Source organism: Streptomyces sp. NTD91, assembly GCF_059510455.1.
On record NZ_JCAJZW010000052.1, the window covers coordinates 1 to 25,429 of the forward strand.

General features: G+C 73.2%; 20 protein-coding genes. 16 read left to right on the forward strand and 4 right to left on the reverse strand.

What is annotated here, in order from left to right:
* Positions 1-178 precede the first annotated feature (178 nt).
* Together AC5WRT_RS33925 and AC5WRT_RS33930 are read right to left on the reverse strand one after the other, a co-directional pair.
* Positions 179-1,738, reverse strand: a complete 1,560-nt coding sequence (locus AC5WRT_RS33925) for an alpha/beta hydrolase (protein WP_496100891.1) — start codon at positions 1,736-1,738, stop codon at positions 179-181.
* Positions 1,739-1,899: 161 nt separating this feature from the next.
* On the reverse strand, positions 1,900-2,940 hold the full coding sequence (locus tag AC5WRT_RS33930) for an Rv2578c family radical SAM protein (protein ID WP_496098038.1): 1,041 nt from the start codon (positions 2,938-2,940) through the stop codon (positions 1,900-1,902).
* A 162-nt stretch (positions 2,941-3,102) separates the two neighbouring features.
* On the opposite strand from AC5WRT_RS33930, the gene AC5WRT_RS33935 reads away from it, so the two are divergent.
* The 10 genes from AC5WRT_RS33935 (at position 3,103) to AC5WRT_RS33980 (ending at position 17,803) form a co-directional block, all read left to right on the forward strand.
* Entirely contained in the window at positions 3,103-3,546 is a 444-nt protein-coding gene (locus AC5WRT_RS33935; RefSeq protein WP_496098037.1) for an SRPBCC family protein, read from the forward strand.
* Positions 3,547-3,698: 152 nt separating this feature from the next.
* Positions 3,699-6,095 carry an MFS transporter gene (locus tag AC5WRT_RS33940; protein WP_496100892.1) on the forward strand — a complete coding sequence of 799 codons (2,397 nt, stop codon included), beginning with the start codon at positions 3,699-3,701 and terminating at the stop codon, positions 6,093-6,095.
* A 166-nt stretch (positions 6,096-6,261) separates the two neighbouring features.
* Positions 6,262-8,724: an ATP-binding SpoIIE family protein phosphatase gene (locus AC5WRT_RS33945; protein WP_496098035.1), complete on the forward strand. Its 2,463-nt coding sequence runs from the start codon at positions 6,262-6,264 to the stop codon at positions 8,722-8,724.
* 147 nt (positions 8,725-8,871) lie between these two features.
* The gene (locus AC5WRT_RS33950) at positions 8,872-9,591 is read left to right on the forward strand and encodes a class I SAM-dependent methyltransferase (RefSeq protein WP_496098034.1); all 720 of its coding nucleotides are present in this window, start codon (positions 8,872-8,874) and stop codon (positions 9,589-9,591) included.
* A gap of 518 nt (positions 9,592-10,109) precedes the next feature.
* Positions 10,110-10,943: a M55 family metallopeptidase gene (locus AC5WRT_RS33955; protein ID WP_496098033.1), complete on the forward strand. Its 834-nt coding sequence runs from the start codon at positions 10,110-10,112 to the stop codon at positions 10,941-10,943.
* Positions 10,936-12,252 carry a M20/M25/M40 family metallo-hydrolase gene (locus AC5WRT_RS33960; protein WP_496098032.1) on the forward strand — a complete coding sequence of 439 codons (1,317 nt, stop codon included), beginning with the start codon at positions 10,936-10,938 and terminating at the stop codon, positions 12,250-12,252. Before AC5WRT_RS33955 ends, AC5WRT_RS33960 begins: the two co-directional genes overlap by 8 nt.
* 16 nt (positions 12,253-12,268) lie before the next feature.
* Positions 12,269-14,221, forward strand: coding sequence for a prolyl oligopeptidase family serine peptidase (locus AC5WRT_RS33965; RefSeq protein ID WP_496100893.1), 1,953 nt, complete (start codon positions 12,269-12,271; stop codon positions 14,219-14,221).
* On the forward strand, positions 14,218-15,141 hold the full coding sequence (locus tag AC5WRT_RS33970; protein ID WP_496098030.1) for a S66 peptidase family protein: 924 nt from the start codon (positions 14,218-14,220) through the stop codon (positions 15,139-15,141). Before AC5WRT_RS33965 ends, AC5WRT_RS33970 begins: the two co-directional genes overlap by 4 nt.
* A 67-nt stretch (positions 15,142-15,208) precedes the next feature.
* Positions 15,209-15,754: a GNAT family N-acetyltransferase gene (locus AC5WRT_RS33975; protein WP_496098029.1), complete on the forward strand. Its 546-nt coding sequence runs from the start codon at positions 15,209-15,211 to the stop codon at positions 15,752-15,754.
* A gap of 87 nt (positions 15,755-15,841) precedes the next feature.
* A complete protein-coding gene (locus AC5WRT_RS33980) occupies positions 15,842-17,803 on the forward strand; it encodes a DUF5107 domain-containing protein (RefSeq protein WP_496100894.1) in 1,962 nt (653 codons plus the stop codon).
* Positions 17,804-17,807: 4 nt separating this feature from the next.
* Here the strand turns inward: AC5WRT_RS33980 and AC5WRT_RS33985 are convergent, their stop codons facing one another.
* Together AC5WRT_RS33985 and AC5WRT_RS33990 are read right to left on the reverse strand one after the other, a co-directional pair.
* Positions 17,808-18,155, reverse strand: a complete 348-nt coding sequence (locus AC5WRT_RS33985) for a VOC family protein (RefSeq protein ID WP_496098027.1) — start codon at positions 18,153-18,155, stop codon at positions 17,808-17,810.
* Between the two features lie 47 nt (positions 18,156-18,202).
* Positions 18,203-19,156 carry an LLM class F420-dependent oxidoreductase gene (locus AC5WRT_RS33990; protein ID WP_496100895.1) on the reverse strand — a complete coding sequence of 318 codons (954 nt, stop codon included), beginning with the start codon at positions 19,154-19,156 and terminating at the stop codon, positions 18,203-18,205.
* Between the two features lie 213 nt (positions 19,157-19,369).
* Between AC5WRT_RS33990 and AC5WRT_RS33995 the strand changes: the two genes are divergently transcribed.
* The 6 genes from AC5WRT_RS33995 to AC5WRT_RS34020 all read left to right on the forward strand — a co-directional run bounded on the left by AC5WRT_RS33995 (position 19,370) and on the right by AC5WRT_RS34020 (position 25,400).
* Positions 19,370-20,839 carry an NAD(P)/FAD-dependent oxidoreductase gene (locus tag AC5WRT_RS33995; RefSeq protein ID WP_496100896.1) on the forward strand — a complete coding sequence of 490 codons (1,470 nt, stop codon included), beginning with the start codon at positions 19,370-19,372 and terminating at the stop codon, positions 20,837-20,839.
* Positions 20,840-20,910: 71 nt separating this feature from the next.
* Positions 20,911-22,758, forward strand: a complete 1,848-nt coding sequence (locus AC5WRT_RS34000; RefSeq protein ID WP_496098024.1) for a transketolase — start codon at positions 20,911-20,913, stop codon at positions 22,756-22,758.
* Positions 22,755-23,717 (forward strand): non-homologous end-joining DNA ligase, encoded by a 963-nt coding sequence (gene ligD, locus AC5WRT_RS34005; RefSeq protein ID WP_496100897.1) that lies wholly within the window; start codon positions 22,755-22,757, stop codon positions 23,715-23,717. The genes AC5WRT_RS34000 and ligD overlap by 4 nt, the downstream gene beginning before the upstream one ends.
* A 45-nt stretch (positions 23,718-23,762) precedes the next feature.
* Positions 23,763-24,137, forward strand: coding sequence for a gas vesicle protein GvpO (locus AC5WRT_RS34010; protein WP_496098022.1), 375 nt, complete (start codon positions 23,763-23,765; stop codon positions 24,135-24,137).
* 70 nt (positions 24,138-24,207) lie between these two features.
* Positions 24,208-24,627 (forward strand): gas vesicle structural protein GvpA, encoded by a 420-nt coding sequence (locus tag AC5WRT_RS34015; RefSeq protein WP_496098021.1) that lies wholly within the window; start codon positions 24,208-24,210, stop codon positions 24,625-24,627.
* Positions 24,624-25,400 carry a GvpL/GvpF family gas vesicle protein gene (locus AC5WRT_RS34020; protein WP_496100898.1) on the forward strand — a complete coding sequence of 259 codons (777 nt, stop codon included), beginning with the start codon at positions 24,624-24,626 and terminating at the stop codon, positions 25,398-25,400. Before AC5WRT_RS34015 ends, AC5WRT_RS34020 begins: the two co-directional genes overlap by 4 nt.
* The last annotated feature ends 29 nt before the right edge of the window (positions 25,401-25,429 follow it).

A 25,429-nucleotide genomic window follows, 5' to 3' on the forward strand; every position in this document is an offset into this window, starting at 1 on the left:
CCTAGGGCGTGTTTCGAAAGTCCCGTCTGGTCCGCGGCGTCTGGCACGGCACCTCGCCGCGTTGTCGGGATCGTCCACGTACGCCCGGTACGAGGACGATCCTCCGCCTTGCGATGCACCGCACCAGACGCCGCGGACCCCGCCCTCCGGGCGGACGACGCCACTTTCGAAACACGCCCTAGCGGCGGAAGCCCAGCAGCCCGTGCAGGGCCGAGCCGCGTGACGACATCGACACCACCTTCGCCACCAGTGGCTTCGGATCCGGCGACTTCGGGCAGACCGCGTCGGCGACGGCCGCGCCCGAGCCGCGCGGGACCCGGCCGTCCGCCAGATACCCGGCGAGGTACTTGTCCAGGCAGGCGTTGCCGCTCAGCGTGATGCCGTGGTTGCCGCCGCCGTCCTCGACCACCAGGCTGGAGCGGGCGAGCAGCCGGTGCACCCTGACCCCGCCGGGGTACGGCGTGGCCGCGTCCTCGGTCGCCTGGAACAGCAGCACCGGCGGCAGCTTCGCGTTGGCGATGTTCAGCGGTGCGCGCGGCGCCGTCGGCCAGAACGCGCACGGTGCGTTGTACCAGGCGTTGTTCCAGGCCATGAAGGGTGCCCTGCCGTACACCGCCCAGGTGTCGGCCCGCCACCGGTTCCAGTTGCCGGGCCAGGAGGTGTCGTGGCACTGCACCGCCGTGTAGACGCTGTAGCCGTTGTCCCCCGAGCCGTCCACGGCGCCGAAGTTCCTGTACGCCTCCACCAGCGGCGCGGCGTTCTTCTCGCGCGCGTACGCCGCGAACGCCTGGGCGAGATAGGGCCAGTAGCCGTCGTAGTAGCCGCCCGGGATGAAGGTGTCCTCCAGTTCGGCGGCGCCCACCTTGCCGCCGGCCGGCTTCTTCGCCAGGGCCGCCCGCATCGCGTACCACCTCGCCTCGACCCGCTCGGGGTCCTTGCCGAGGTGGTACGCGGAGTCGTACCGGGCGATCCAGGCCATCAGCGCGCGGTGCCGGTCGTTGAAGGCGTAGTCCTGCCCGAGGTTGTCCCGGTACCAGACGCCGGTAGGGTCGACGACCGAGTCCAGCACCAGACGGCGGACCCGCCGCGGGTACAGCTTGGCGTAGACCGCGCCGAGGTAGGTCCCGTAGGAGTAGCCGAAGTAGCTGATCCGCGGCGCGCCGAGGGCCGCGCGGACGGAGTCCATGTCGCGCGCCGCGCTGACCGTCCCCATGTAGGGCAGCACGTCGGCGTAACGGCGTCCGCAGTCGGCGGCGAAGGACCGGGCGCGCGCGAGGTTGGTCCGCTCCAGCGCGGCCGTGGCGGGCACGGTGTCCGGGCGTACCGTCCGGAAGTGGCCCGGCGCGCAGTCCAGGGCCGGGCGGCTGCGGCCGACCCCCCGCGGGTCGAAGCCGATGACGTCGTACTGTGCCGCCACGCTCCTGGGCAGCGCGGAGGCGACGAACGCGGCCAGGGTCAGCCCGCTGCCGCCGGGGCCGCCGGGATTGACCAGCAGCGGTCCCTGCGAGGTCCGCGCGGTGTGCGGGACGCGGGAGAGGGCGAGCGTGATCTGCCGGCCCGACGGGTGCGCGTGGTCCAGCGGCACCTTCAGGAACGCGCACTGGAGCTTCGGGTAGGCGGTGGTGCCGCACTTCCTCCAGCTGAGGTGCGCCGCCGGGGCGGCCCGCGCGGGCAGGGCGGTGACCGAGCCCGCCAGTACGGCGGCGGCTGCGCACAGCACGGCTGCGCGTGTTCTCATGCGTCCTCCCGGGACAGAGGTGTCGGCGGACCGTGAAGGTCACATGTCTCGCCGCATCGTCCCGGAATCGGGGTTCTGGGCCACGCGCGCCGGGCGGAGTTGACCCGTTCGGGGTGCCCGAAGCGCTCGAACGCCCTCGCCGGAGAGCACCTGAGGCACCGTCACATGAGCGTGAGCTGGGTCGGTTCGATCACCGCCGGGACCTCGGCCGGCTCCGCCGGGCGGAGCCGGCGGGCCGGGCCCGGACGCGTGGGCCCGATGCCGTACTCCTCGGCCAGCTCGTGCACCTGACGAGTGATCCGGCGCTGGTACCACCTGGGCGCGTAGGCGCCCTCCGCGTACAGGCGCTCGTAGCGGCGCACCAGGTGCGGATGGTGCTGCGCGAGCCAGGCCATGAACCACTCCCGCGCGCCGGGCCGCAGATGCAGCACCAGGGGTGTGACGGAGGTGGCCCCGGCCGCCGCGATCGCGCGTACGGTGGCGCGCAGGTGGGCCGGGTGGTCGCTCAGGAACGGGATCACCGGCGCCATCAGCACCCCACAGCCGATGCCGCGCTCGCCGAGGGCGCGTACGACGTCCAGGCGGCGTTCGGGCGCGGGCGTGCCCGGCTCCACCGTGCGCCACAGTTCGGTGTCGAGGAAGCCGACGGAGACCGAGATGCCGATGTCGGTCACCTCGGCGGCCCGGACCAGCAGGTCCAGGTCGCGCAGGACGAGGGTGCCCTTGGTGAGGATCGAGAACGGGTTGGCGTGCTCGGTGAGGGCGGAGATGATGCCCGGCATCAGCCGGTAGCGGCCCTCCGCGCGCTGGTAGCAGTCGACGTTCGTGCCCATCGCCACGTGGTCGCCCTGCCAGCGTCGGGAGGCGAGCTGGCGGCGCAGCACCTCGGGCGCGTTCACCTTGACCACGATCTGGGTGTCGAAGCCGATACCGGTGTCGAGGTCCAGGTAACCGTGTGTCCTGCGGGCGAAGCAGTACACGCACGCGTGGGTGCAGCCCCGGTAGGGGTTCACGGTCCACTCGAACGGCATGCGCGAGACGCCCGGCACCCGGTTCAGCACCGAGCGCGCCCGGACCTCGTGGAAGGTGATCCCGCGGAACTCGGGCGTGTCGAAGGTGCGGGTGGTGACGGCGTCCGCGCCGAACAGCGCGGTCTCGGCCCGCCCGTGTTCGCCGTCCCCTGTGAGGTTCTCCCAGCGCATGACGCCTCCTCGGTAGCACTGCGCCCCCAGAATAGAACATCTGTTCCCATGATCGTGCGGCCCCTGGTGGGAGCGCCGGACGGCACCCCCCGATTTGGGCGGCCGGGCGCCGGGGTGGTTGGCTTGCCCCAACCCCGAGAAACCAGGTCCTGGAGGAACGCAATGGCGCAGGTCGAGGCCACTACGGAGCGGGTCGTCGCGGCGGACGCGGAGAAGGTGTTCGATGCCCTCGCCGACTACCGCGGCACACGGCAGAAGCTGCTGCCCGAACACTTCAGCGAGTACGAGGTCCGCGAGGGCGGCGACGGCGAGGGCACCCTCGTGCACTGGAAGCTCCAGGCCACCAGCAAGCGGGTGCGTGACTGCCTGATGGAGGTCAGCGAGCCCACCGAGGGCGAGCTGGTCGAGAAGGACCGCAACTCCTCCATGGTCACCACCTGGCGCGTCACCCCGGCCGGCGAGGACGGCTCCCGGGTCGTCGTCACCACCACCTGGAAGGGTGCGGGCGGCATCGGCGGCTTCTTCGAGAAGACCTTCGCCCCCAAGGGTCTCGGCCGGATCTACGACGCCGTGCTCGCCAAGCTCGCCGCCGAGGTCGAGAAGTAACCCCAAGACTCCATCGGTGAAGGGGTGTTGCGCCCCTTCACTGGTTCGAGTGGATCTCCCCCTGGGCCGGCACGATGCCGTGACTCGCCGCAGTTGTTCACAGTTGACGCTCAATGCGGGAATTGTGACAGGTGTGACGAGGGGAGCGGTACGTGGGCGGCACGACACTCGTGGAGCAGGAGCCGGTGGTCGCACCGGCCGCGGAGCGGACCGCCGCCGCGCCCGAAGCCCCCGCGTCCTCCGGCCGGCCCGGCCCGCGCCGGGTCCGGCTGGTGTTCTTCGGGCTGATGCTCGCCCTGCTGCTGGCCGCGCTCGACCAGATGATCGTCGCGACCGCGCTGCCGAAGGTCGTCGGGGAACTGCACGGCCTGGACCGGATGTCGTGGGCGATCACCGCCTATCTGCTCACCTCCACCATCGGCCTGCCGCTCTACGGCAAGCTCGGCGACCTCTTCGGCCGCAAGGGCGTCTTCCAGTTCGCCATCGCCGTCTTCGTCCTCGGCTCCGCGCTGGCCGGCCGGGCGCAGTCCATGGACCAGCTGATCGCCTTCCGCGCGGTCCAGGGCGTCGGCGCGGGCGGGCTCATGATCGGGGTGCAGGCGATCATCGCCGACATCGTGCCGCCCCGGCGGCGCGGCCGCTACATGGGCCTGATCGGGGCCGCCTTCGGCCTCGCCTCGGTCGCCGGTCCGCTGCTCGGCGGCTACTTCACCGACCACCTCTCCTGGCGCTGGTGCTTCTACGTCAACGTCCCGTTCGGACTCGTCACCCTCGCCGTCGTCACCCTCGTCCTGAAACTCCCGAAGCCCGCGAGCCGCGGTCGGCTCGACGTCCTCGGCGCGCTGCTGCTCGCCGCCGCCTCCACTTGCCTCGTCCTGCTGACCAGTTGGGGCGGCACCGAGTACACCTGGGGCTCCCGGCAGATCATCGGCCTGGGCGCCGGCGCGCTCGCCGCGGTCGTCCTCTTCCTCGTCGCCGAACGCTTCGCCGCCGAACCCCTCATCCCGCTGCGGCTGTTCCGCGACTCCGTCTTCAACGTCTCCGGTCTGGTGGGCCTCGTGATCGGCGTCGCCCTGTTCGGCGCCGCCAGTTACCTGCCGACCTTCCTGCAGATGGTCGACGGGGCCAGCGCCACGGAGTCCGGGCTGCTGATGCTGCCCATGATGGCCGGGATCGTCGGCGCCTCCGTCGTCGGCGGACAGCTCATCAGCCACACCGGCCGCTACAGGATCTATCCCGTGCTCGGCGGCGCCGTCTCCGCCGTCGGCATGTGGCTGCTGTCCCGGCTGGCAGTGGACACGCCCCGGCTGCACTACAGCATCTGGATGGCCGTCCTCGGCGCCGGCATCGGCATGGTGATGCCGGTCCTCGTCCTCGCCGTGCAGAACTCCGTACGGCCTGCCGACCTCGGCGCCGCCACCAGCGCCAACAACTACTTCCGGCAGATCGGCGGCAGCGTCGGCGCCGCCGTCTTCGGCACCCTCTTCGCCGACCGGCTCGCCTCCTCGCTGCGCAAGGAGCTGCCACCGCGCGCAGGGGCGGCGCTGCCCGACCCCGAGTCCATCACCCCGCAGCTCGTCCACGCGCTGCCCCCGGCCCTGCGCGACGCCTACGTGCGCGCCTACGCCGACGCGATGCCCCGGATCTTCCTCTACCTCGTCCCGGTGCTCGTCCTCGGCCTGCTCATCGCCTTCTTCCTCAAGGAGAAACCCCTGGTGTCCCACCACACCGCAGAAACCGAGTCCGAGACCCTCAACGCCGCGATCCCGCACGCGCGTTCGTCCCACACCGCCGGAATCCCCGTCTGCGGCACCGTCCAGCACCCCGACGGCACCGTGGTGCCCCGTGCCGCGCTCACCCTCATCGACGTCGCCGGGCAGCAGATCGGCCGCGGGGCGAGCGGCGACGACGGACGGTACGCGCTGAGCACGCCCGGCTCCGGGTCGTACGTGCTGATCGCCGCCGCGGGCGGCCATCAGCCGCAGGCCGTCTCGGTCACCGTCGGCGAGCGGCCCGTCGAGCTGGACGTGGTGCTCGGCGGCGCCGGACGACTCGCCGGCAGTGTCGTCACCGCCGACGGCAGCCCCGTACGTGACGCCACCGTCACCCTCACCAATGTGCACGGCGAGGTCGTCGCCGCCACCCGCAGCGGGCGGGAGGGCGGCTACGTCATCACCGAACTGGTCGCCGGCGAGTACACCCTCGCCGCCAGCGCCCCCGCCTTCCGCCCGGCCGCCCTCCCGGTCACCGTGCAGGCCTCCCGCGAGACCCGGCAGGACGTCGAGCTCGCGGGCGGCGCCGTGCTGCGCGGCACCGTCCGGGCGAGCGGCGGACGGCCCGTGGAGGACGCGCGCGTGACGCTCCTCGACGCCGCGGGGAACGTCGTGGACACCCTCACCACCAAAGCGGACGGAACGTTCCGGTTCGTCGACCTGTCCTCCGGCGAGTACACCGTCATCGCCGCCGGATACCCGCCGGTCGCCACCGTGCTGCAGGTCGCGGGCGGCGGCCGTACCGAACGGGACCTGCAACTGGGGCACGAGGACTGAGCGGAACCGGGCGGCGGCGGCCGCCAGGGCTCCGAGCTGCGCGTCGGTGCGATCCGGTGAAACGAATTCCAGGATTGCCACACATCGCGACCGACCGCCGCCGTACCGTAGTGGCGGGCGGCACAGATCGTTTTGCGTACAGCCGTGGGGAGAGAGGGCCTGGGCCATGGACCGTGGCAGCGAGCGGGACACACCTCCCGGGAGCGGCGCCGGCGACGCGGCGGCGGGCCGGATTCCGCTGGCCGTGGTCGTCGTCGACCGCGACGGTCTGGTGTCCCACTGGAGCAGCGGCGCGCGGCGTCTGTTCGGCGCCGCCAGGGAGGAGGCTGTCGGATGCCCGGCGGCCGACCTGCTGCCGGTCTCCGGCGCCCTCCCCGAGGAACTGCACGGCGCGATGCCGGACGCCTACGAGGAGTACGACGGGCTCGGCCCCGACCTGGAGGCCTCGCTCGGCGGCCGCACCGCCTACCCCACCGCGGGCCGCGCCCGCGTCGTCCCGCACGGCGAACGGCCCGACGGCGGGCGGCTCGACGTGCTGTGGTGGGCCTATCCGCTGGTCGGCCCCGGCCCGTCCCGGATGCTCGTGCTCGCCGCCGACGCCGCCCGGTTGCGCGACGAGCGCGGCTACGACGACGAGACCGCCGAACGCATCTCGCCCGGCTTCGCCCGCCACACCGAACTGCCCGCCTCCGGCGAGCTCGCACGCCGGCTGCCCGAGATCCTGCCGAACATGGGCCCCGGACTGAGTGGCCGCATCGTCTCCCAGGTGCTCGAACTGGGTTATCCGGTACTGGAGTTCAGCCAGTTCGACCGGGTGCCCGTCACTCCGTACTGGGGTGTGCCCCGCCGGCCCGGGCGCAAGCGCACCGAGGCGGTCGTACCCCAGCAGCGGACGGCGCCGGCCGTCGTCGTCCCCGAGGGCGCCGAGCAGGACCTGGAGTACGCCGCCGCGCGCGAGCGGCTGGAGTTCCTCAACGAGGTCAGCTCCGGCATCGGCTCCTCCCTCGACCTCGGCGAGACCATCCGCGAGGTCACCAGCGCCGCCGTGCCCCGCTTCGCGGACTTCGCCGGCACCCATCTGCGCGCCGCCGTCCTCGCCGGCGAGGGCTTCCCGGACGGACCGCCGGACTCCAGCACCGTGATGTTCCGGGTGTGGGTCGAGCACAACGACGAACCGGGCCGCTGGGACGACACCGTGCCCGTCGGCGAGGCCTTCGCCTTCCCCGAGCACACACCGTTCTACCAGTGCATGAGCACCGGCGAGCCGGTGCTGATCCCGAGGGTCACCGAGGAGTTGTCCGAGCGCATCGCCGGCGAGTTCGAGAAGCGCGACCTCAGGCCGCTCATCGGCGGGCGGTCCCTGCTGATCGTGCCGCTCAAGGCCCGCAACGTCGTCCTCGGCTTCATGGTGCTGATGCGCAGACCGGACCGTCCGGCCTTCGACGACATGGACCGCACCACGGGTGCCGAACTCGCCGCCCGGGCGGGACTCGTGCTCGACAACGCCCGTATGTACACCTACCAGGAGAACGTCGCCGACACCCTGCAGGACAGCATGCTCCCGCAGGTCACCTCGCGGATGGCCGGCTGCGACATCGCCACCCGCTATCTGCCGGGCACCCGGCTCGGCCGGATCGGCGGCGACTGGTTCGACACCATCAAACTGCCCGGCTCGCGCACCGCGCTCGTGGTCGGCGACGTGATGGGCCACGGCCTCAACTCGGCCGCGATGATGGGCCAGTTGCGCACCGCCGTGCAGACCATGGCCACCATGGAGACCCCGCCCGCCCAGCTGCTGCGCAACCTCGACGACCTGGCCCGCCGGCTCGGCGACAACTACCTCGCCACCTGTGTGTACGCCGTCTACGACCCGATCCGCGGCGAACTGCACCTCGCCAACGCCGGCCACATCCCGCCCGTGCTGGTGCGCGCCGAGGACGGCAGCAGCGAACTGCTCGACCTGCCCACCGGCGCGCCCATCGGCGTCGGCGGCGTCCCCTTCGAGGCCACCCGGGTCGGGGTCTCGCCCGGCGACCGGCTGGTGCTGTGCACCGACGGCCTGGTCGAGGTGCGCGGCTCCGACATAGGCGAGGGCCTCGCCGCCCTCTGCGAGTCCGCCGCCCATCCCGCCGCCTCGATGGACGACGCCTGCGACACCATCATCCGGGCCCTGAACACGCGCGGCGGCCGCAAGGACGACGTCGCCCTGCTCATGGCCCGCCTCAACGGCATCCCGGGCGACCATGTCGCCGAATGGCGGCTGGACGCGCATCCGGGCGAGGTCGCCCGGGCCCGCCGCCTGGTCCGCGAACGGCTGCTGGAATGGGGGCTGCCGCGGGCCGTGGAGACCGCCGAGCTGCTGGTCAGCGAGGTCGTCACCAATGCCGTACGGCACGCCGTGCGCGAGCCCGTCGGACTGCGCGTGGTCCGCGCCGAGGCGCTGCTGTTCGAGGTCACCGACGACGAACCGGCCCTGCCCGAGATGCTCGCCGCCGGACCGTACGACGAGGCGGGCCGCGGCCTGCGGGTGGTCAGCCGGCTGGCCCAGGAGTGGGGCGCCAGCGCCGCCGGGCACCGCAAGACCGTCTGGTTCGAGCAGGCCCTCGCCAAGAGCACCGGACGGGGCTGACCGGCGGGGGGCGTGCGGGCCGGAAACGGCGCGTCCCTCCTCGGTCGTCCGTCGTCCGTACATCAGGTGAAGGTGGCCTCCGGCCCCTTGCCCCGCTCCGGTCCGCCGCGATATCCCGATCACGGAACCGAACCGTGGGGAGATCGTATGAACGTCTCGGACAAGTACCGCAGCAACTGGGAGAGTTACTGGAGCGAGACCTCCGACGACGCGGGGGAGGCGATCTGGGACTGCGATGCGTCCCTCGCCGCCGAACCGCACAGCGCCCTGCTGCTGCCCCACGCGGACCCGGCCCGCACCATCGTGGACCTCGGCTGCGGCAACGGTAGCCAGACCCGCTATCTCGCCACCCGGTTCGCCCGCGCCGTCGGCGTCGACCTCTCGCACGCCGCCGTCGAGCACGCCCGCCGTGCCACGCCGGACGGCTCCGCGGAGTTCCAGCAACTCGACCTCACGGACGCCGAGGCGGTGCGCGCCCTGCACGAGCGGCTCGGCGACGTCAACGTCTACATGCGGGCCGTCATCCACCAGAGTGAGCCCGAGGCGCGGCCGGCGGTCGCCGCCGCCGTCGCCGAACTCATCGGCACCGAGGGCCGCGCGTTCGTCGTCGAACTCACCTCCGCCTCCCGGGGCGTGCTCGGGCTCGCCGCGTCCCAGGAGGGCGGCCCGGGACCCAAGCTGCAGCGTGTCTTCCGGCACGGGCTCAAGCCGGCCGACGCCGACGACCCGGAGATCCCGCGGCTCCTCGGCGAGGCAGGTCTGAAGATCCTCGCCGAGGGCGAGACGGTTCTGCCGCAGACCGAGCATCTGACCGACGGCACCCGCATAGACCTGCCGGCCCACTGGTTCGTCCTGGCCGGCGCATGACAGGCCCCGCCGGACGGCCCCATGGCGTGGACACGGGCGGGCCTGCCGTCCCCGCAAGCAGCGACGGGGGCCCGAGGCGATCGCGGGGTCGGTGCAGGGTGCCGGCCTCGGCCGCCGAGAGAGCCGGGGGCTCAGGTTCCTCGCCGTCCCCGTCAGCGTGCGGGTGTACGACGCATGTGACCGGAAGGCGGGGAGGATCCCCTCGGCCCCGAACTGGTCGACGGCAGCAACGCGCGCTGTCCGGACATGTCCGGAGGCAGGGAGTCGACATCGTCGACGCGGACGGCAGAGTGCTCACGGATTTCGACCACCGGCTGCCTCCCGCAGGGGCGAGGAAGTGTGGACCACGGCTCGTGGTGCGGATTCCACTCTCCGATGACGGCCATCGACCGAAGCCGTGCCGGCGGCTGTGTCACCTTCGCTGCGGGTCAGGTCGAGGCGGGCGGCAAGTGAGCCGGAATCCGACGCGACAGCGCGGACGGTAGCCCGCTTCCCGCTCGGCGCGTAACGTGCGCGGCATGAAGATCCTCATCAGTGCCGACATGGAGGGGGCCACGGGCGTCACCTGGCCGGCCGACGTGCTGCCGGGCACGCCGCAGTGGGAGCGGTGCAGGTCGATGTTCACCTCGGACGTGAACGCCGCAGTGCGGGGCTTCTTCGACGGCGGGGCGGAGCAGGTCCTCGTCAACGAGGCCCACTGGACCATGCGCAATCTGCTGCTGGAGCGGCTCGACGAGAGGGTGGAGATGCTCACCGGGCGGCACAAGGCGCTGTCCATGGTGGAGGGGGTGCAGCACGGCGACGTCGACGGCATCGCGTTCGTCGGCTACCACGCGGGCGCCGGCATGGAGGGCGTCCTCGCCCACACCTACCTCGCCAACCAGATCACCGGCGTGTGGCTGAACGACGTCCGCGCCAGCGAGGGCCTGCTCAACGCGCGCGTCGTCGCCGAGTATGGCGTCCCCGTCGTGCTCGTCACCGGGGACGACGTGGCCTGCGAGGACGCGCTGGGGTACGCGCCTCAGGCGCTGAAGATCGCGGTGAAGGACCATGTGTCCCGGTACGCGGCGGTGTGCCGGACGCCGGCGCGTACGGCAGCCGACATCCGCGCCGCCGCCAAGGAGGCCGCTCGGCTGGCGGTGCGCCACGAACCCGTCGACGCCGGGCCGTTCACCGTCGCCGTCGAGTTCGACGCCGAGCACCTGGCGACGGCCTCGACCGTGGTGCCCGGCGTCGCGCGGATCGGCGAGCGGAAGGTGGCGTACACGAGCGCCACGATGTACGAGGGGATCCGGACGTTCAAGGCGGTCACCACCGTGGTCTCCGCCGCCGTGGAGGAGCAGTATGGCTGACGGGCAGACCGACCGGCAGGCCCTGGACGAGGTCGTGGAGTTCACCTCGGGCCTGATCCGCATCGACACCACGAACCGGGGCGGCGGGGACTGCCGGGAGCGGCCCGCCGCCGAGTACGCCGCCGAGCGGCTGGCCGCAGCCGGCCTGGAACCGCTGCTGCTGGAACGGACCCCGGGCCGCACCAACGTCGTCGCCCGGATCGAGGGCACCGACCCGTCCGCCGACGCCCTGCTGGTCCACGGTCACCTCGACGTGGTGCCCGCGGAGGCCGCCGACTGGAGCGTGCACCCCTTCTCCGGGGAGATCCGCGACGGGGTGGTGTGGGGGCGCGGCGCCGTCGACATGAAGAACATGGACGCGATGATCCTCGCGGTCGTCCGGTCCTGGGCCCGGCAGGGCGTTCGGCCCCGCCGGGATCTCGTCATCGCCTTCACCGCCGACGAGGAGGCCAGCGCCGAGGACGGCTCCGGCTTCCTCGCCGACGAGCATCCCGGGCTGTTCGAGGGCTGCACCGAGGGCATCAGCGAGTCCGGCGCCTTCACCTTCCACGACGGCGCCGGCCGGCAGCTGTACCCGATCGCGGCGGGGGAGCGCGGCACCGGCTGGCTCAAGCTCACCGCGCGCGGCCGGGCCGGACACGGCTCCAAGGTGAACAAGGAGAACGCGGTGACCCGGCTCGCCGCCGCCGTCACCCGCATCGGCGAGCACGAGTGGCCGCTGAGGCTCACCCCGACCGTCCGCTGTGCGCTCGCCGAACTCGCCGCCCTGTACGGCATCGAGCCCGACTTCCGGGACATGGACCGGCTGCTGGAGAAGCTCGGTCCGGCCGCGAAGCTGGTCGAGGCGACCGTCCGCAACAGTGCCAACCCCACCATGCTGGACGCGGGTTACAAGCTGAACGTCATCCCCGGCGAGGCCGTCGCCCACGTCGACGGCCGCTATCTGCCCGGTGGCGAGGAGGAGTTCACCGCCACCCTGGACGAGCTGACGGGCCCGGAGGTGAGCTGGGAGTTCGCGCACCGGGAGGTGGCTCTCCAGGCGCCGGTGGACTCGCCCACCTACGCGAAGATGCGGGCCGCCGTCGAGGAGTTCGCGCCCGAGGGGCACGTGGTGCCGTACTGCATGTCGGGCGGCACGGACGCCAAGCAGTTCTCCCGGCTCGGTGTCACCGGATACGGTTTTGCCCCGCTGAAGCTGCCCGAAGGCCTCGACTACCAGGCGCTGTTCCACGGCGTGGACGAACGGGTGCCCGTCGAGGCGCTGCACTTCGGCGTGCGGGTGCTCGACCGCTTCCTGCGGACGGCCTAGGGAAATGGGGGACGAGATGTTCAGGACGCCGTACGGATCGTGGCCGTCGCCCGTCGACGCGGCCCTGGCCGCCGCGCACGACGGCCGGCCGGAGTGGACCGGCTTCGTCGGGGACGAGACCTGGTGGACCGAACCCCGGCCGGCCGAGGGCGGCCGCCGCGCGCTGATCCGGCGCCGCGCCGACGGCACGGAGGAGTCCGTGCTGCCCGCGCCCTGGAACGTGCGCAGCCGGTTCATCGAGTACGGCGGCCGGCCCTGGGCCGGCGCGGTACAAGGCGAACACCCCCTCGTCGTCTTCGTGCACTTCACCGACCAGCGGCTCTACCGGTACGAACCCGGCGGCGAGCCGCGCCCGCTCACCCCGGTGTCGGCCGTGGGCGGCGGGCTGCGCTGGGCCGACCCGCGCGTGGACCTGGAACGCGGCGAAGTCTGGTGCGTCCTCGAGGAGTTCACCGGGGACGACCCCGGTGACCTGCGGCGCGTCCTCGCCGCCGTGCCGCTGGACGGCTCGGCCGCCGAGGACCGGGGCGCCGTGCGCGAACTCACCGACGACCGGCACCGGTTCGTCACCGGGGCACGCCTCGCCCCCGACGGCCGTCGCGCCGCCTGGCTCGCCTGGGACCATCCGCGGATGCCGTGGGACGGCACGGAACTGCTCGTGGCCGACATCGGCGACGACGGCACCCTGCGGGACGCGCGGACCGTGGCCGGCGGGCCGGACGAGGCGGTCGCACAGGTCGAGTGGGACGCGGACGGCCGGCTCCTCCACAGCAGCGACCGCAGCGGCTGGTGGAACCTCTACCGCGACGGCGCCCCCCTGTGCCCGCGCGACGAGGAGTTCGGCGGCCCCCTCTGGCAGCTCGGGCTGCGCTGGTTCGCGCCGCTCGACAACGGACTGATCGCGGTCGTCCACGGCAAGGGGTCGGCCGTGCTCGGCGTCCTGGACCCGGAATCCGGTGAGATCGTCGACGCCGCCGGCCCGTGGACCGAGTTCCCGGCCCATCTCGCGGCCCACGGCAGCCGGGTGATCGCGGTCGGCGCCAGCCCCCGCACCGCCTACGAGGTGGTCGAGCTGGACACCGTCACCGGCCGTGCCCGCGCGATCGGCGCGCGGCACCGGGACGCCGTCGACCCCGCGTACTACCCCGAGCCGCAGATCCGCGTCTTCACCGGCCCGCACGGCCGTGAGGTGCACGCCCACGTCTACCCGCCGCACCACCCCGAACACACGGCTCCCGACGACGAGTTGCCGCCCTACGTCATCTGGGCGCACGGCGGCCCCACCGGCCGCGTGCCGCTCGTGCTGGACCTGGAGATCGCCTACTTCACCTCCCGCGGCATCGGGGTCGCCGAGGTGAACTACGGCGGCTCCACCGGATACGGCCGGGCCTACCGTGAGCGGCTGCGCGAGCAGTGGGGCGTGGTCGACGTCGAGGACTGCGCGGCCGTCGCCCAGGCCCTCGCCGACGAGGGCACCGCCGACCCCGCCCGGCTCGCCATCCGGGGCGGCAGCGCGGGCGGCTGGACCACCGCCGCCTCCCTGACCACCACCGACGTCTACGCCTGCGGCACGATTCTCTACCCGGTCCTGGACCTGACCACCTGGGGCCCGGGGGAGACCCACGACTTCGAGTCGCGCTACCTGGAGTCGCTGATCGGCCCGTTCACGAAGGTGCCCGCCCGGTACGCCGAGCGCTCGCCCGCCGCCCACGCCGACCGGCTCACCGCGCCCTTCCTGCTGCTCCAGGGCCTGGACGACGTGATCTGCCCGCCCGTCCAGTGCGAACGCTTCCTCGCCCGGACCGCGGGCCGGGACGTGCCGCATGCCTACCTCACCTTCGAGGGGGAGGGGCACGGGTTCCGGCGGGCCGAGACCATGGTGCGCGCCCTGGAGGCCGAACTCTCCCTGTACGCCCAGGTGTTCAAGCTGGACGTGGGCGGCGTCCCGAGACTGGAGCTGCACACGTGAGGGAACTGATCCGGCCCGGGCGGCTGGCCCCGGGCGCCCGGGTGGCCGTCGTCGCTCCCAGCGGACCGGTGCCCGAGGAGCGGCTGCAGGCGGGGCTGGACGTGCTGCGCGGCTGGGACCTGGACCCGGTCGTGGCACCCCACGTGCTGGACCGGCACGCCGAGTTCGGCTACCTCGCCGGCCGCGACGCCGACCGGGCGGCGGACCTCCAGGAAGCCTGGTGCGACCCGTCGGTGGACGCGGTGCTGTGCGCCCGTGGCGGGTACGGCGTGCAGCGCATGACCGATCTGCTGGACTGGGACGCGATGCGGGCGGCGGGGCCGAAGGTCTTCGTCGGCTTCAGTGACATCACCGCGCTGCACGAGGCCTTCGCCGCCCGACTGGGCCTCGCCACGCTGCACGGCCCGATGGCGGCCGGTGTCGACTTCGTCAAGAACGCCTCGGCCCAGGAGCATCTGCGGGCCACACTCTTCGCCCCGGAGACGGTGCGCACCATCGCCTCCGGCGGCACCGCCCTGGTGCCCGGCCGGGCCCGCGGTGTGACACTCGGCGGCTGTCTGTCCCTGCTCGCCGCGGAGCTGGGCACCCCGCACGCGCGTGCCTCGGCGGCCGGCGGGCTGCTCTGCCTGGAGGACGTGGGCGAGGAGACGTACCGGCTGGACCGGTATCTCACCCAACTGCTGCGCGCGGGCTGGCTGGAGGGGGTGCGCGGGGTGCTGCTGGGCTCCTGGGCGGAGTGCTCGGCCCATGCCGAGGTGCGCTCGCTGCTCGCCGACCGGCTCGGCGGGCTGGGCGTGCCGGTGGTGGAGGAGTTCGGTTTCGGCCACTGCGCGGGCGCCCTGACGATCCCCTTCGGCGTGGCGGCGGAACTCGACGCCGGCGCTGGCACGTTGATCCTGGACGAGCCTGCACTGCGCTGAACCGCCGCAGGCGTGCGGCCATGGTTTTTCCCAAAGCGGAGCGGGCCAGACGCCGTACTCTGGCCCGATGCCGCACACCACACCCCACTACCTGGCCGAGGGCCCTCGCGTGGCCGTCCGCCACTTCACCCTCGAGGACGGCCCCGAATTCACCGCCCGGGTCCGTGAGAGCAAGGACCTGCACCGGCCCTGGCTGTTCCCGCCGGACAACGACGCCGCCTACGCCGCCTACGCGCGCCCGCTGATCGAGGACCCGGCCAGGGCCGGCTTCCTGGTGTGCGAGAAGGACAGCGGGGACATCGCCGGATTCATCAACATCAACAACATCGTGCGCGGCGGCTTCCAGTGCGGCGCCCTCGGCTACGGCGTCTTCGCGCACGCCGCCGGGCGCGGCCTGATGCGCGAGGGCCTCGACCTGGTCATCGGTTACGCCTTCGGCCCGCTCGGGCTGCACCGCCTGGAGATCAACGTGCAGCCGGACAACACCGCCTCCATCGCGCTGGCGCGCGGCGCCGGCTTCCGGCTGGAGGGCTTCTCCCCGGCCATGCTCTTCATCGACGGTGCCTGGCGCGACCACGAACGCTGGGCGATCACCGCCGAGATGCGCGACTGACACCGCCCGCCGAGGAGTCCGGTTCCCCCGCCTTTGCGCAATCCTGACCGGCACGTCCCCTGGCCGAGACGACCCGCGCCGGGTTCCATGGTCGTCGTGACGAGGATCCGACGTGAGGTACTGACGCTGCCCGCCGCGCAGTTGGGCCCGGACAACCCCCTGCCTCCGCTGCGCCCCCTGGACGAGGTCCACCGCATCGACGACCGGGACCGGGACGGCACGCCCGGGGACATGGCCCGCCAGCTGGGCTACGAGCCGCTGCGCAGCCTGCTCCCGGTCCGCGTCCGCGACGGCTGCGGCAGAACCCGCGAGCCCCGCGCCCTCGACGCCCTGGTGATCGAGAACGGCCGGCTGCGCGCCACCGTCCTGCCCGGCCTCGGCGGCCGCATCGCCTCCCTGGTCCACCTGCCGACCGGACGCGAACTCCTCTACGCCAACCCGGTGTTCCAGCCGTCCAACTTCGCCCTCAACGGCGCCTGGTACTCCGGCGGCGTCGAATGGAACATCGGCGCCACCGGCCACACCGCCCTGTCCTGCGCACCCCTGCACGCCGCCCGCGTCCCCGCCCCGGACGGCGGGGAGATGCTGCGCCTGTGGGAGTGGGAGCGGCTGCGCGACCTGCCCTTCCAGGTCGACCTGTGGCTGCCCGACGGCTCCGACTTCCTCTACGTCGGCGTCCGCGTCCGCAACCCGCACGAGCGGCCGGTACCGACCTACTGGTGGTCCAACATCGCGGTGCCTCAGGAGCGCCGGATCCTGGCCCCCGCCGCCGAGGCCTGGCAGTTCGGTTACGAACGCCGCCTGCGCCGGGTGCCCGTCCCGTCGTACGACGGCATCGACCGTTCGTACCCCCTCAACAGCCCTTACGCCGGCGACCACTTCTACGAGGTGCCGGACGGCCACCGCCGCTGGATCGCCGCGCTGGACGCCGAGGGCCACGGGCTGGTGCAGACCTCCACCGACACCCTGCGCGGCCGCAAGCTCTTCGTGTGGGGCCACCTGCCCGGCGGCCGCCGTTGGCAGCAGTGGCTGACCGCACCCGGCACCGGCGGCTACTGCGAGATCCAGGCCGGACTCGCCCGCACCCAACTGGAACACGTCCGGCTGGAGGCGGAGAGCGAGGTGTCCTGGCTGGAGGCGTACGGCCCGCTCGACGCCCCGTCCGAGGGGGAGTGGGGCCAGGTGGTCCGGGGCGCCGAGGAACACCTGGAGACCGCCCTTCCCCGCGCCCGCGTGGAGGAGGCGTACGCGACGTGGCAGCCGTGCGCCGACACGGAGCCGGGCGAGATCCTGGCCGACGGCTCGGGCTGGGGCGCCCTCGAGGTGCTGCGCGCCGACTGGAAGCTGCCCGGCACCCCGTTCCCCGAGTCCACCCTCGGCGAGGCGCAGGCGCCCTGGCGGGAACTGCTGCGCACCGGCTCACTGCCGGAGCCGCGCCGGGTACGGCCGCCCGGCGAGACCCTCGTCGCCCCGCACTGGCGGGACATGCTGGAGACGGCGCCCGCCACCCCGCACACCGAGTACCACCTCGGTGTCGCCCAGTGGCACGCCGGCGACCGCGCCCAGGCGGTCCGCAGCTGGGAGCGCGCGCTCGAACTCGCCCCTTCCCTGTGGCCGTTGCTGCGCTGCCTGGCCGTCGCCGACCGGGAGTCCGGCCACCACGAGCGGGCCGCAGACCGGTACGCGGACGCCTTCGGCGACCTGTGCCGCGAACGGCGCGACGACGGCGAGGCGTGGACCGCCGCCGTGGCCGCGCTCGGCCGGGAGGCCCTCGAGGCGCTGCTTCGGGTACGGCGGACGGCGGACGCCCGCGCCCTGTGGGACCGGCTGCTGCCCTCCGTGCGCGGGCGCGGCCGCTTCCGGCTCCTGGAGGCCGAGCTGCTGCTCGCCGAGGGCCGGCCCGCCGAGGCTCGGGCGGTCTTCGACGCCGGGCTCGAGGTGGCCGACCTGCGGGAGGGCGAGGAGGTGCTGGGCGGGCTGTGGTCGCGGCTCACCGACGAGCCCCTGCCGGCCCGCTACGACTTCCGGATGCGGCCCGACGTGCCCTGACCGCTCAGCCGCGCTGGTCGACGTACTCGAAGACCGCGCCGTCCGGATGCATCGCGAGGAGATTGCGGCCCACCGGTGTCGCCACCGGACCCGCGAGGATCCGGGCGCCGAGGTCCGTCAGCAGCCGGTGGGCCTCCTCGACGTCCTTCACCGCGATGGTCGCCGCCACCTTGCGCAGGATGTCCAGCTCCTCCTTTGGCCCGCTCATCAGCAGAAAGGATCCGATCGCCGCCACCTGCACCCCACCGCGCTCGAACCGCAGGGCTCTGCCGGCGGCGAGCCGCTCGTAGAAGGGGATCGCGGTCTCGAGGTCGTCGACGCAGATACGCAGTGAGGCGCCCAGAATCTCCATGCGCCAGAGCCTAGTTGGACCCGCCGGGAGTGCGCAGGGCTCCCTCGTCACGGCAGCCGCGGCAGCACCTTCGTGCGGTAGAAGTCGAAGAACCCCTGCTGGTCGGCCCCGATCTGGTTCACGTACACCCGGTCGAACCCGGCGTCGGCGTACCCCGTCAACGCGGCCACGTGCTGGTCGGCGTCGTCCCCGCACACCACCTTCTCCCGCACCATGTCCTCGGTGACCAGCTCCCGCAGCTGCTCGAAGTGCCGCGGCGACGGCAGCACCTGCGCCATCTCCCCGGGCAGCAGCTCGGTGTACCAGAGGGAGCGCACCGTACGGACGCACTCCTCGCGGTCGGTGCCGTGACAGACCTTCACCCCGCCGCTGACGGGCTTCGCCCCGCCGCCGCCCTTGCGGAACTGGGTGACCATGTCCGCCTCGGGCACCATCGTGACGTACCCGTCGCCCACCCGGGCGGCGAGCGACGTAGCCTTCGGGCCGAAGCCGGAGATGTCGATGGGGACCGGCTCGTCCGGGACGGTGTAGAGGCGGGCGTTCTCCACGGTGTAGTGGGTGCCCCGGTGGTTGACCTCCTCGCCGGTGAACAGCCGCCGCATCACGTGCACGGCCTCCTCCAGCATCTCCAGGCGCACGTGCACCGGCGGCCAGCGGTCGCCCAGGATGTGCTCGTTCAGCGCCTCGCCGGTGCCCACGCCCAGCCGGAAACGGCCCTCGGTCAGCACCGCCCCGGTCGCCGCGGCCTGCGCCGTCACCGCCGGGTGCATCCGCACGGTCGGGCAGGTCACGGCCGTCTCGATGGGCAGGGACACCGCCTCCGACAGGGCGCCGATCACGGACCACACGAACGCGCTCTGCCCCTGCGCGTCGTTCCACGGGTGGAAGTGGTCGGAGATCCACAGCGCGCGGAACCCGGCCTGCTCGGCCATCCGGGCCTGCTCGACGAGCGCGGCCGGGCCGTGCTCCTCGCTCGCCAGGAAATAGCCGTACTCGGGCATGGAAAGCACCTCCGCGTGGCGGGCCGGTCCCGGTGTGATCGGGTCCGGACCCGGGTAACCGGGGCGCACGGCACAAAACGCTGGGCCGGCGGGGCCGCGCGGCGCGGCGTTCGGGTGCTGCGACCGGCGTACGGGTGACCCGCCCGGCGTTTGGGTGCCCCGGCCCCGGTTACGCGGAAGGCCTCGGACGAGCCACACCGCCGGAGGCGCACCGTGAGCCGACCTCATGTCGTGATCGTCGGCGCCGGGTTCGCCGGGTACCGGGCCGCCCGCACACTGGCCCGGTTGACCCGGAACCGGGCCGACGTCACGTTGCTGAACCCGACCGACTACTTCCTGTACCTGCCGCTGCTGCCCCAGGTCGCCGCCGGCAGCCTGGAGGCCCGCAGGGTCACCGTGTCACTGCCGGGCACCCTGCACGGGGTGCGGATGGTGCTCGGTGAGGCGGACCACCTCGACCTCGACGCCCGCACCGTCCACTACTCCGATCCCGAGGGGGGCATCGGCACCCTCGGCTACGACCGGCTCGTGCTCTGCGTCGGCAGCGTCAACAAGCTGCTGCCCGTTCCCGGGGTCGCCGAGCACGCGCACGGCTTCCGCGGCCTGCCCGAGGCGCTGTACCTGCGCGATCACGTGACCCGGCAGGTGGAGCTGGCCGCCACCGAGGACGACCCGAAGATCTGCGCGGCCCGCTGCACCTTCGTCGTGGTCGGCGCCGGCTACACCGGCACCGAGGTGGCCGCGCAGATGCAACTGCTCACCGACCGCCTGGCACGCAGGCATCCGCTGCCCGTCCGGCCGCGCTGGATCCTGCTGGACGTGGCGCCGCGCGTGCTGCCGGAGCTGGACGAGCGGCTCTCCCGCACGGCCGGCCGGGTGCTGCGGGCGCGGGGCGTCGACGTGCGGACGGGCACCTCCGTGAAGGAGGCCACCCATGACGGCGCGCTGCTCACCGACGGGGAGTTCGTCCCGTCGCGGACGCTGGTGTGGTGTGTCGGGGTACGGCCCGATCCGCTGGTGGAGGCGGTGGGGCAGCCGCTGGAGCGGGGCCGGCTGATCGTCGATCCGTATCTGCGGCTGCCGGGCCGACCGGACGTGTTCGCCTGCGGGGACGCGGCCGCCGTACCCGATCTGGAGCACCCGGGGTCGTTCACCCCGATGACCGCCCAGCACGCCTGGCGGCAGGGCCGGGTGGCCGGGGAGAACGTGGCCGCCTCGCTCGGTCTCGGCAGGCGCCGGCGGCCCTACCGCCATCGCGACCTGGGCTTCGCGGTCGACCTCGGCGGGGTGCGGGCCGCCGCCAACCCCTTCGGCTTCCCACTGTCCGGCCCGGCGGCCGGCGCGGTCACCCGCGGCTACCACCTGGCCGCGCTGCCCGGCAACCGGATCCGGGTGGCCGCGGACTGGCTCCTGGACGCCGTACTGCCCCGCCAGAGCGTCCAGTTGGGTCTCGTACGGTCCTGGTCGGTGCCCCTGGACACGGCCTCTCCGGAGCTGCCGCGCGTCCCCGGCGGACCGCGGACGGCGGGCGGACCGCACGGGGCGGAGGAGTACGAGCGGGCCGCGGAGCCGGAGCGGACCGGCGAGCCGCGCGCCGCCCGGCGCGAGCCCGGCGACCACCCTGCCTCCGGCCCCGTCAGGCGCACCCGTCCCCCGGACCCCGGGGAGCCCGCCGACGAGTGACCCCGCGGCCCGTGACCTGCTGCCCGGCCCCCTCGGGGCCGCACCCTCCCGAACTCACCGCAAGGAGATCCATGAACACCGACGAACTCGCCGAACTCGGACAGCAGTTGCGCGTGGACAGTGTGCGGGCCTCCGCCGCCGCGGGATCCGGACACCCCACGTCCTCGATGTCCGCCGCCGATCTGCTGGCCGTGCTGCTCGCCCACCATCTGCGCTACGACTTCGAGCGCCCCGCGCATCCCGCCAACGACCGGTTCGTGCTCTCCAAAGGGCACGCCTCACCCCTGCTGTACGCCGTGTACAAGGCGGCCGGCGCGATCGAGGACGGCGAGCTGCTCACCTTCCGCAAGCTCGGCAGCCGGCTCGAGGGGCATCCCACGCCCCGGCGGCTGCCCTGGGTGGAGACGGCCACCGGATCCCTCGGCCAGGGCCTGCCGGTCGGCGTCGGCATCGCCCTGGCCGGCAAGCGCCTGGACCGCACCGGATACCGGGTGTGGGTGCTGTGCGGCGACAGTGAGCTGGCGGAGGGCTCGGTGTGGGAGGCCGCGGAACACGCCGGGCACGAGCACCTGGACAACCTGATCGCGATCGTCGACGTCAACCGGCTCGGCCAGCGCGGACCCACCCGGCACGGCCACGACCTGGACGCCTACGCACGCCGCTTCCAGGCCTTCGGCTGGCACACCGTCGAGATCGACGGCCACGACGTCGACAAGATCGACCGGGCCTACGGCGAGGCGCTGTCCACGATGGGGCAGCCCGTGGCGATCCTCGCCCGCACGCTCAAGGGCAAGGGCGTCGGCGCCGTCGAGGATCTCGAGGGCCACCACGGCAAGCCGCTGCCGGACGCCGAGGAGGCCGTCGCCGAACTCGGTGGGCCGCGCGCCCTGCACGTGCGGGTGCACGAGCCGCCGGCCGCCGCCGCGCTGCGCGACCTGACCACCGAGGCGCTCCAGCTGCCGCGCTACGACCAGGGCGACCAGGTCGCCACCCGGGACGCGTTCGGCGCGGCCCTCGCCGCGCTCGGCAGCGCCCGCGGCGATGTCGTGGTCCTGGACGGCGAGGTCGGCGACTCCACCCGCACCGAGGAGTTCGCCAAGGCCCACCCCGACCGGTTCTTCGAGTGCTACATCGCCGAACAACAGCTCGTCGCGGCGGCCGTCGGCATGGCCGTCCGGGGCTGGCTGCCGTACGCCTCGACGTTCGCGGCGTTCCTCACCCGCGCCCACGACTTCGTGCGGATGGCGTCCGTCAGCGGCTCCGGCATCAACCTGGTCGGCTCGCACGCCGGCGTCGCGATCGGCCAGGACGGGCCCTCGCAGATGGGTCTGGAGGACCTGGCGATGTTCCGCGCCGTGCACGGCTCGACCGTGCTGTACCCGTGCGACGCCAACCAGACCGCCCGGCTGGTCGCGACCATGGCCGGCCTCGACGGGATCCGCTATCTGCGCACCTCGCGCGGCAAGACCCCGGTGATCTACGGCCCCGACGAGGAGTTCCCGGTGGGCGGCAGCAAGACGCTGTGCGCCAGCGAGGAGGACCGGCTGACCGTTGTCGCGGCCGGGGTAACCGTGCCCGAGGCGCTGACCGCGGCCGACCGGCTCGCCGAGGACGGCATCCGGGTGCGGGTGATCGACCTGTACTCGGTCAAGCCCGTCGACGCGGACACGCTGCGCCGGGCTGCCGACGAGACCGGCTGCCTGATCACCGTGGAGGACCACCGCGCCGAGGGCGGTCTCGGCGACGCCGTGGCGGAGGTCTTCGGCGACGGGCGGCCCGTGCCCCGGCTGGTCCGGCTCGCGGTGCGCACCATGCCGGGCTCGGCCGCGCCCGACGAGCAGCTGCACGCGGCGGGCATCGACGCCGTGGGCATCACGGCGGCGGCGAAGCTGCTGGTCGAGGAGGCGGTCGTGCGATGAGCGAGGCCGCGCGGTCCATACGGGCGGGCCGCCGCACGGTGCGCATCCAGCGGCCGGGGAAGGTCCTCTTTCCCGGCCACGGAGACGCGAAGGAGTACACCAAGGGCGACCTCGCCGACTACTACCGGTCCGTCGCACCGGCCATGCTGCCGCACCTGCGGGGCCGTCCGCTGATGCTGGAGCGGTGCCCGGACGGCATCGACGCCCAGCGGTTCATGCAGAAGAACGTCCCCGAGCACTACCCGGACTGGATCACCCGCGCCGAGGTCGCCAAGGAGGGCGGCACGGTCACGCACGCCGTCTGCGGCGACACCGCCACCCTCCTCTACCTGGCCGACCAGGCCTGCGTCACCCTGCACCGCTGGCGGTCGCGCACCGACCGGGCCGGCGGCGTCGACCACCCCGACCAGCTCGTCTTCGACCTCGACCCTTCACCGGCGCCCGAAGGGCCCGGGGGGACCCCCGGCGGCGACTTCCCCGCGGTGCGCGCGGCGGCCGGCCTGCTCAAGGAGCTGCTGGACGAGCTGGGACTGCCCGCCGCCTGCATGACCACCGGCTCGCGCGGACTCCATGTCGTGGTCCGCCTCGACGGCCGGGCCGGCTTCGACGAGATCCGCGAATTCGCCCGCGGCGTCGCCGACTTGCTGGTGTCCCGGCACCCGCAACGGCTCACCACCGCGGCCCGCAAGGAGGACCGCGGCGACCGCCTCTACATCGACGTGCAGCGCAACGCCCACGCCCAGACCGCCGTCGTCCCGTACAGCGCCCGTGCCCGCCCCGGCGCGCCCGTCGCCGTACCGCTGTCGTGGGAGCAGCTGGACGACTCCGGGCTCGACGCACGCCGCTGGACCATCGCCGACGCCGTCGAGCAGGCCGGCAACGACCCCTGGGGCGGTGTGCCGGGCCGGGGCCGCTCCCCGGGCCCGGCACGGCGGCGCCTTCAGGACATCCGCTCCTGAAGGTTTGGCCAGGAGATGAGGGGCCACCCGCAGAGGGAGGTGGCCATGTCGAACACAAAGAACACATCCCATTCACGGACTTCACAGGAAGACCGAAACACACAGGAACCGCACGGCTCGGACGAGCGGAGCGAGACGGACGAGCGTCGCCCGGCACCCATGGAGGTGCTGCGCGGGGCGCGTGCCCAGCTCGCCGAACTCACCGGGCTCGCCCCCGAATCCGTGACCTCCTTCGAGCAGACCGAGGACGGATGGGCGCTCGAGGTGGAGGTCCTCGAACTGGCGCGGGTGCCGGACACCATGAGCCTGATGGCGAGCTACCAGGTCGATCTCGACCAGGAGGGCCGGCTCACCGGCTACCGGCGCGTTCAGCGATATGAACGCGGGCGCTCCGACGCGCGCCGGTCCGGCGGCCGCTAGGGCCGCCGCCTGCCTGCCCGCTCCCACGAGGACCCCGCGACCCGACCGATGACGAGGAGGAACGGCCGGTATGACCGTTGTCCCGGCACAACAGACCGGAGGTGGAGGCGGCACCAGCGGCCTCTACGACGTACTGGAACTGGTTCTGGACCGGGGACTGGTGATCGACGCGTTCGTGCGTGTCTCCCTGGTCGGTATCGAGATCCTGAAGATCGACGTCCGGGTCGTGGTGGCCAGCGTCGACACCTATCTGCGCTTCGCCGAGGCGTGCAACCGCCTCGACCTGGAGGCAGGCCCCAGCAAGAGCCCCGGGCTGCCCGAGATCGTGGGCGAGGTCACCGAGTCCGGTGCCCGCGGCAAGTCGAAGGGAGCCCTGTCCGGCGCCGCCGAGACCATCTCGGACGCCTTCAAGCAGGCCCGCGGCGAACGCGAGGAGGCCGAGCGGCCGCGCGCTCGCAAGCAGGTGCGCCGTAAGGAGGAGCAGGAGTGAGCACGTACGTCTACGGAATCACTGCTCGTTCGCACCCGGCCCTCCCCGAGGGTATGACCGGGGTCGGGGAGCCGCCCCGCCCCGTGCGTGTGATCACCGCCGGTGACCTGGCGGCCGTGGTCAGCGACGCCCCGGAGGACCTGCGCCCCAAGCGCCGTGACCTCCTCGCCCACCAGAACGTGCTCGGCGAGACCGGCGCGGCCGGCTGTGTGCTCCCCATGCGCTTCGGCAGCGTCTCCCCGGACGACGACACCGTCGCCGAGGTGCTGACGGAGCGGGCCGAGCACTATGGGGAGCGACTGCGCGAACTGGACGGCAAGGTCGAGTACAACGTCAAGGCCAGCCACGTCGAGGACGCCGTCCTCCACCGGGTGATGGCCGAGAACGCCGAACTGCGCGCGCTCGCCGAGGCCAACCGGAAGGCGGGCGGCGGGAGCTACGAGGACAAGGTGCGGCTCGGCGAGATGGTCGCCACCGCCGTGAAGGCCATGGAGGCCGAGGACGCCGCCGAGGTGCAGAACCTGCTGGGGCCGTCCGCCGCCGCGGTGGCCGCCGGGCCGGAGTCCACCGGCTGGCTGACGAACGTGTCGTTCCTGGTCCCCCGCCACGCGGCCGAGGACTTCCTCGCCGCCGTGGAGGCGGTTCGCAAGAGCCACCCCCACCTGGAGCTGCGCGTCAACGGGCCGCTGCCGCCGTACAGCTTCGTCGAGCCCGGCCCCGCCGAGCCCGCCGGCAGCACGGACACGGCCGGCGCCGGGCACGGCGCACCGTGACGCGCCCGGGCCCGTACGGACCCGGACGG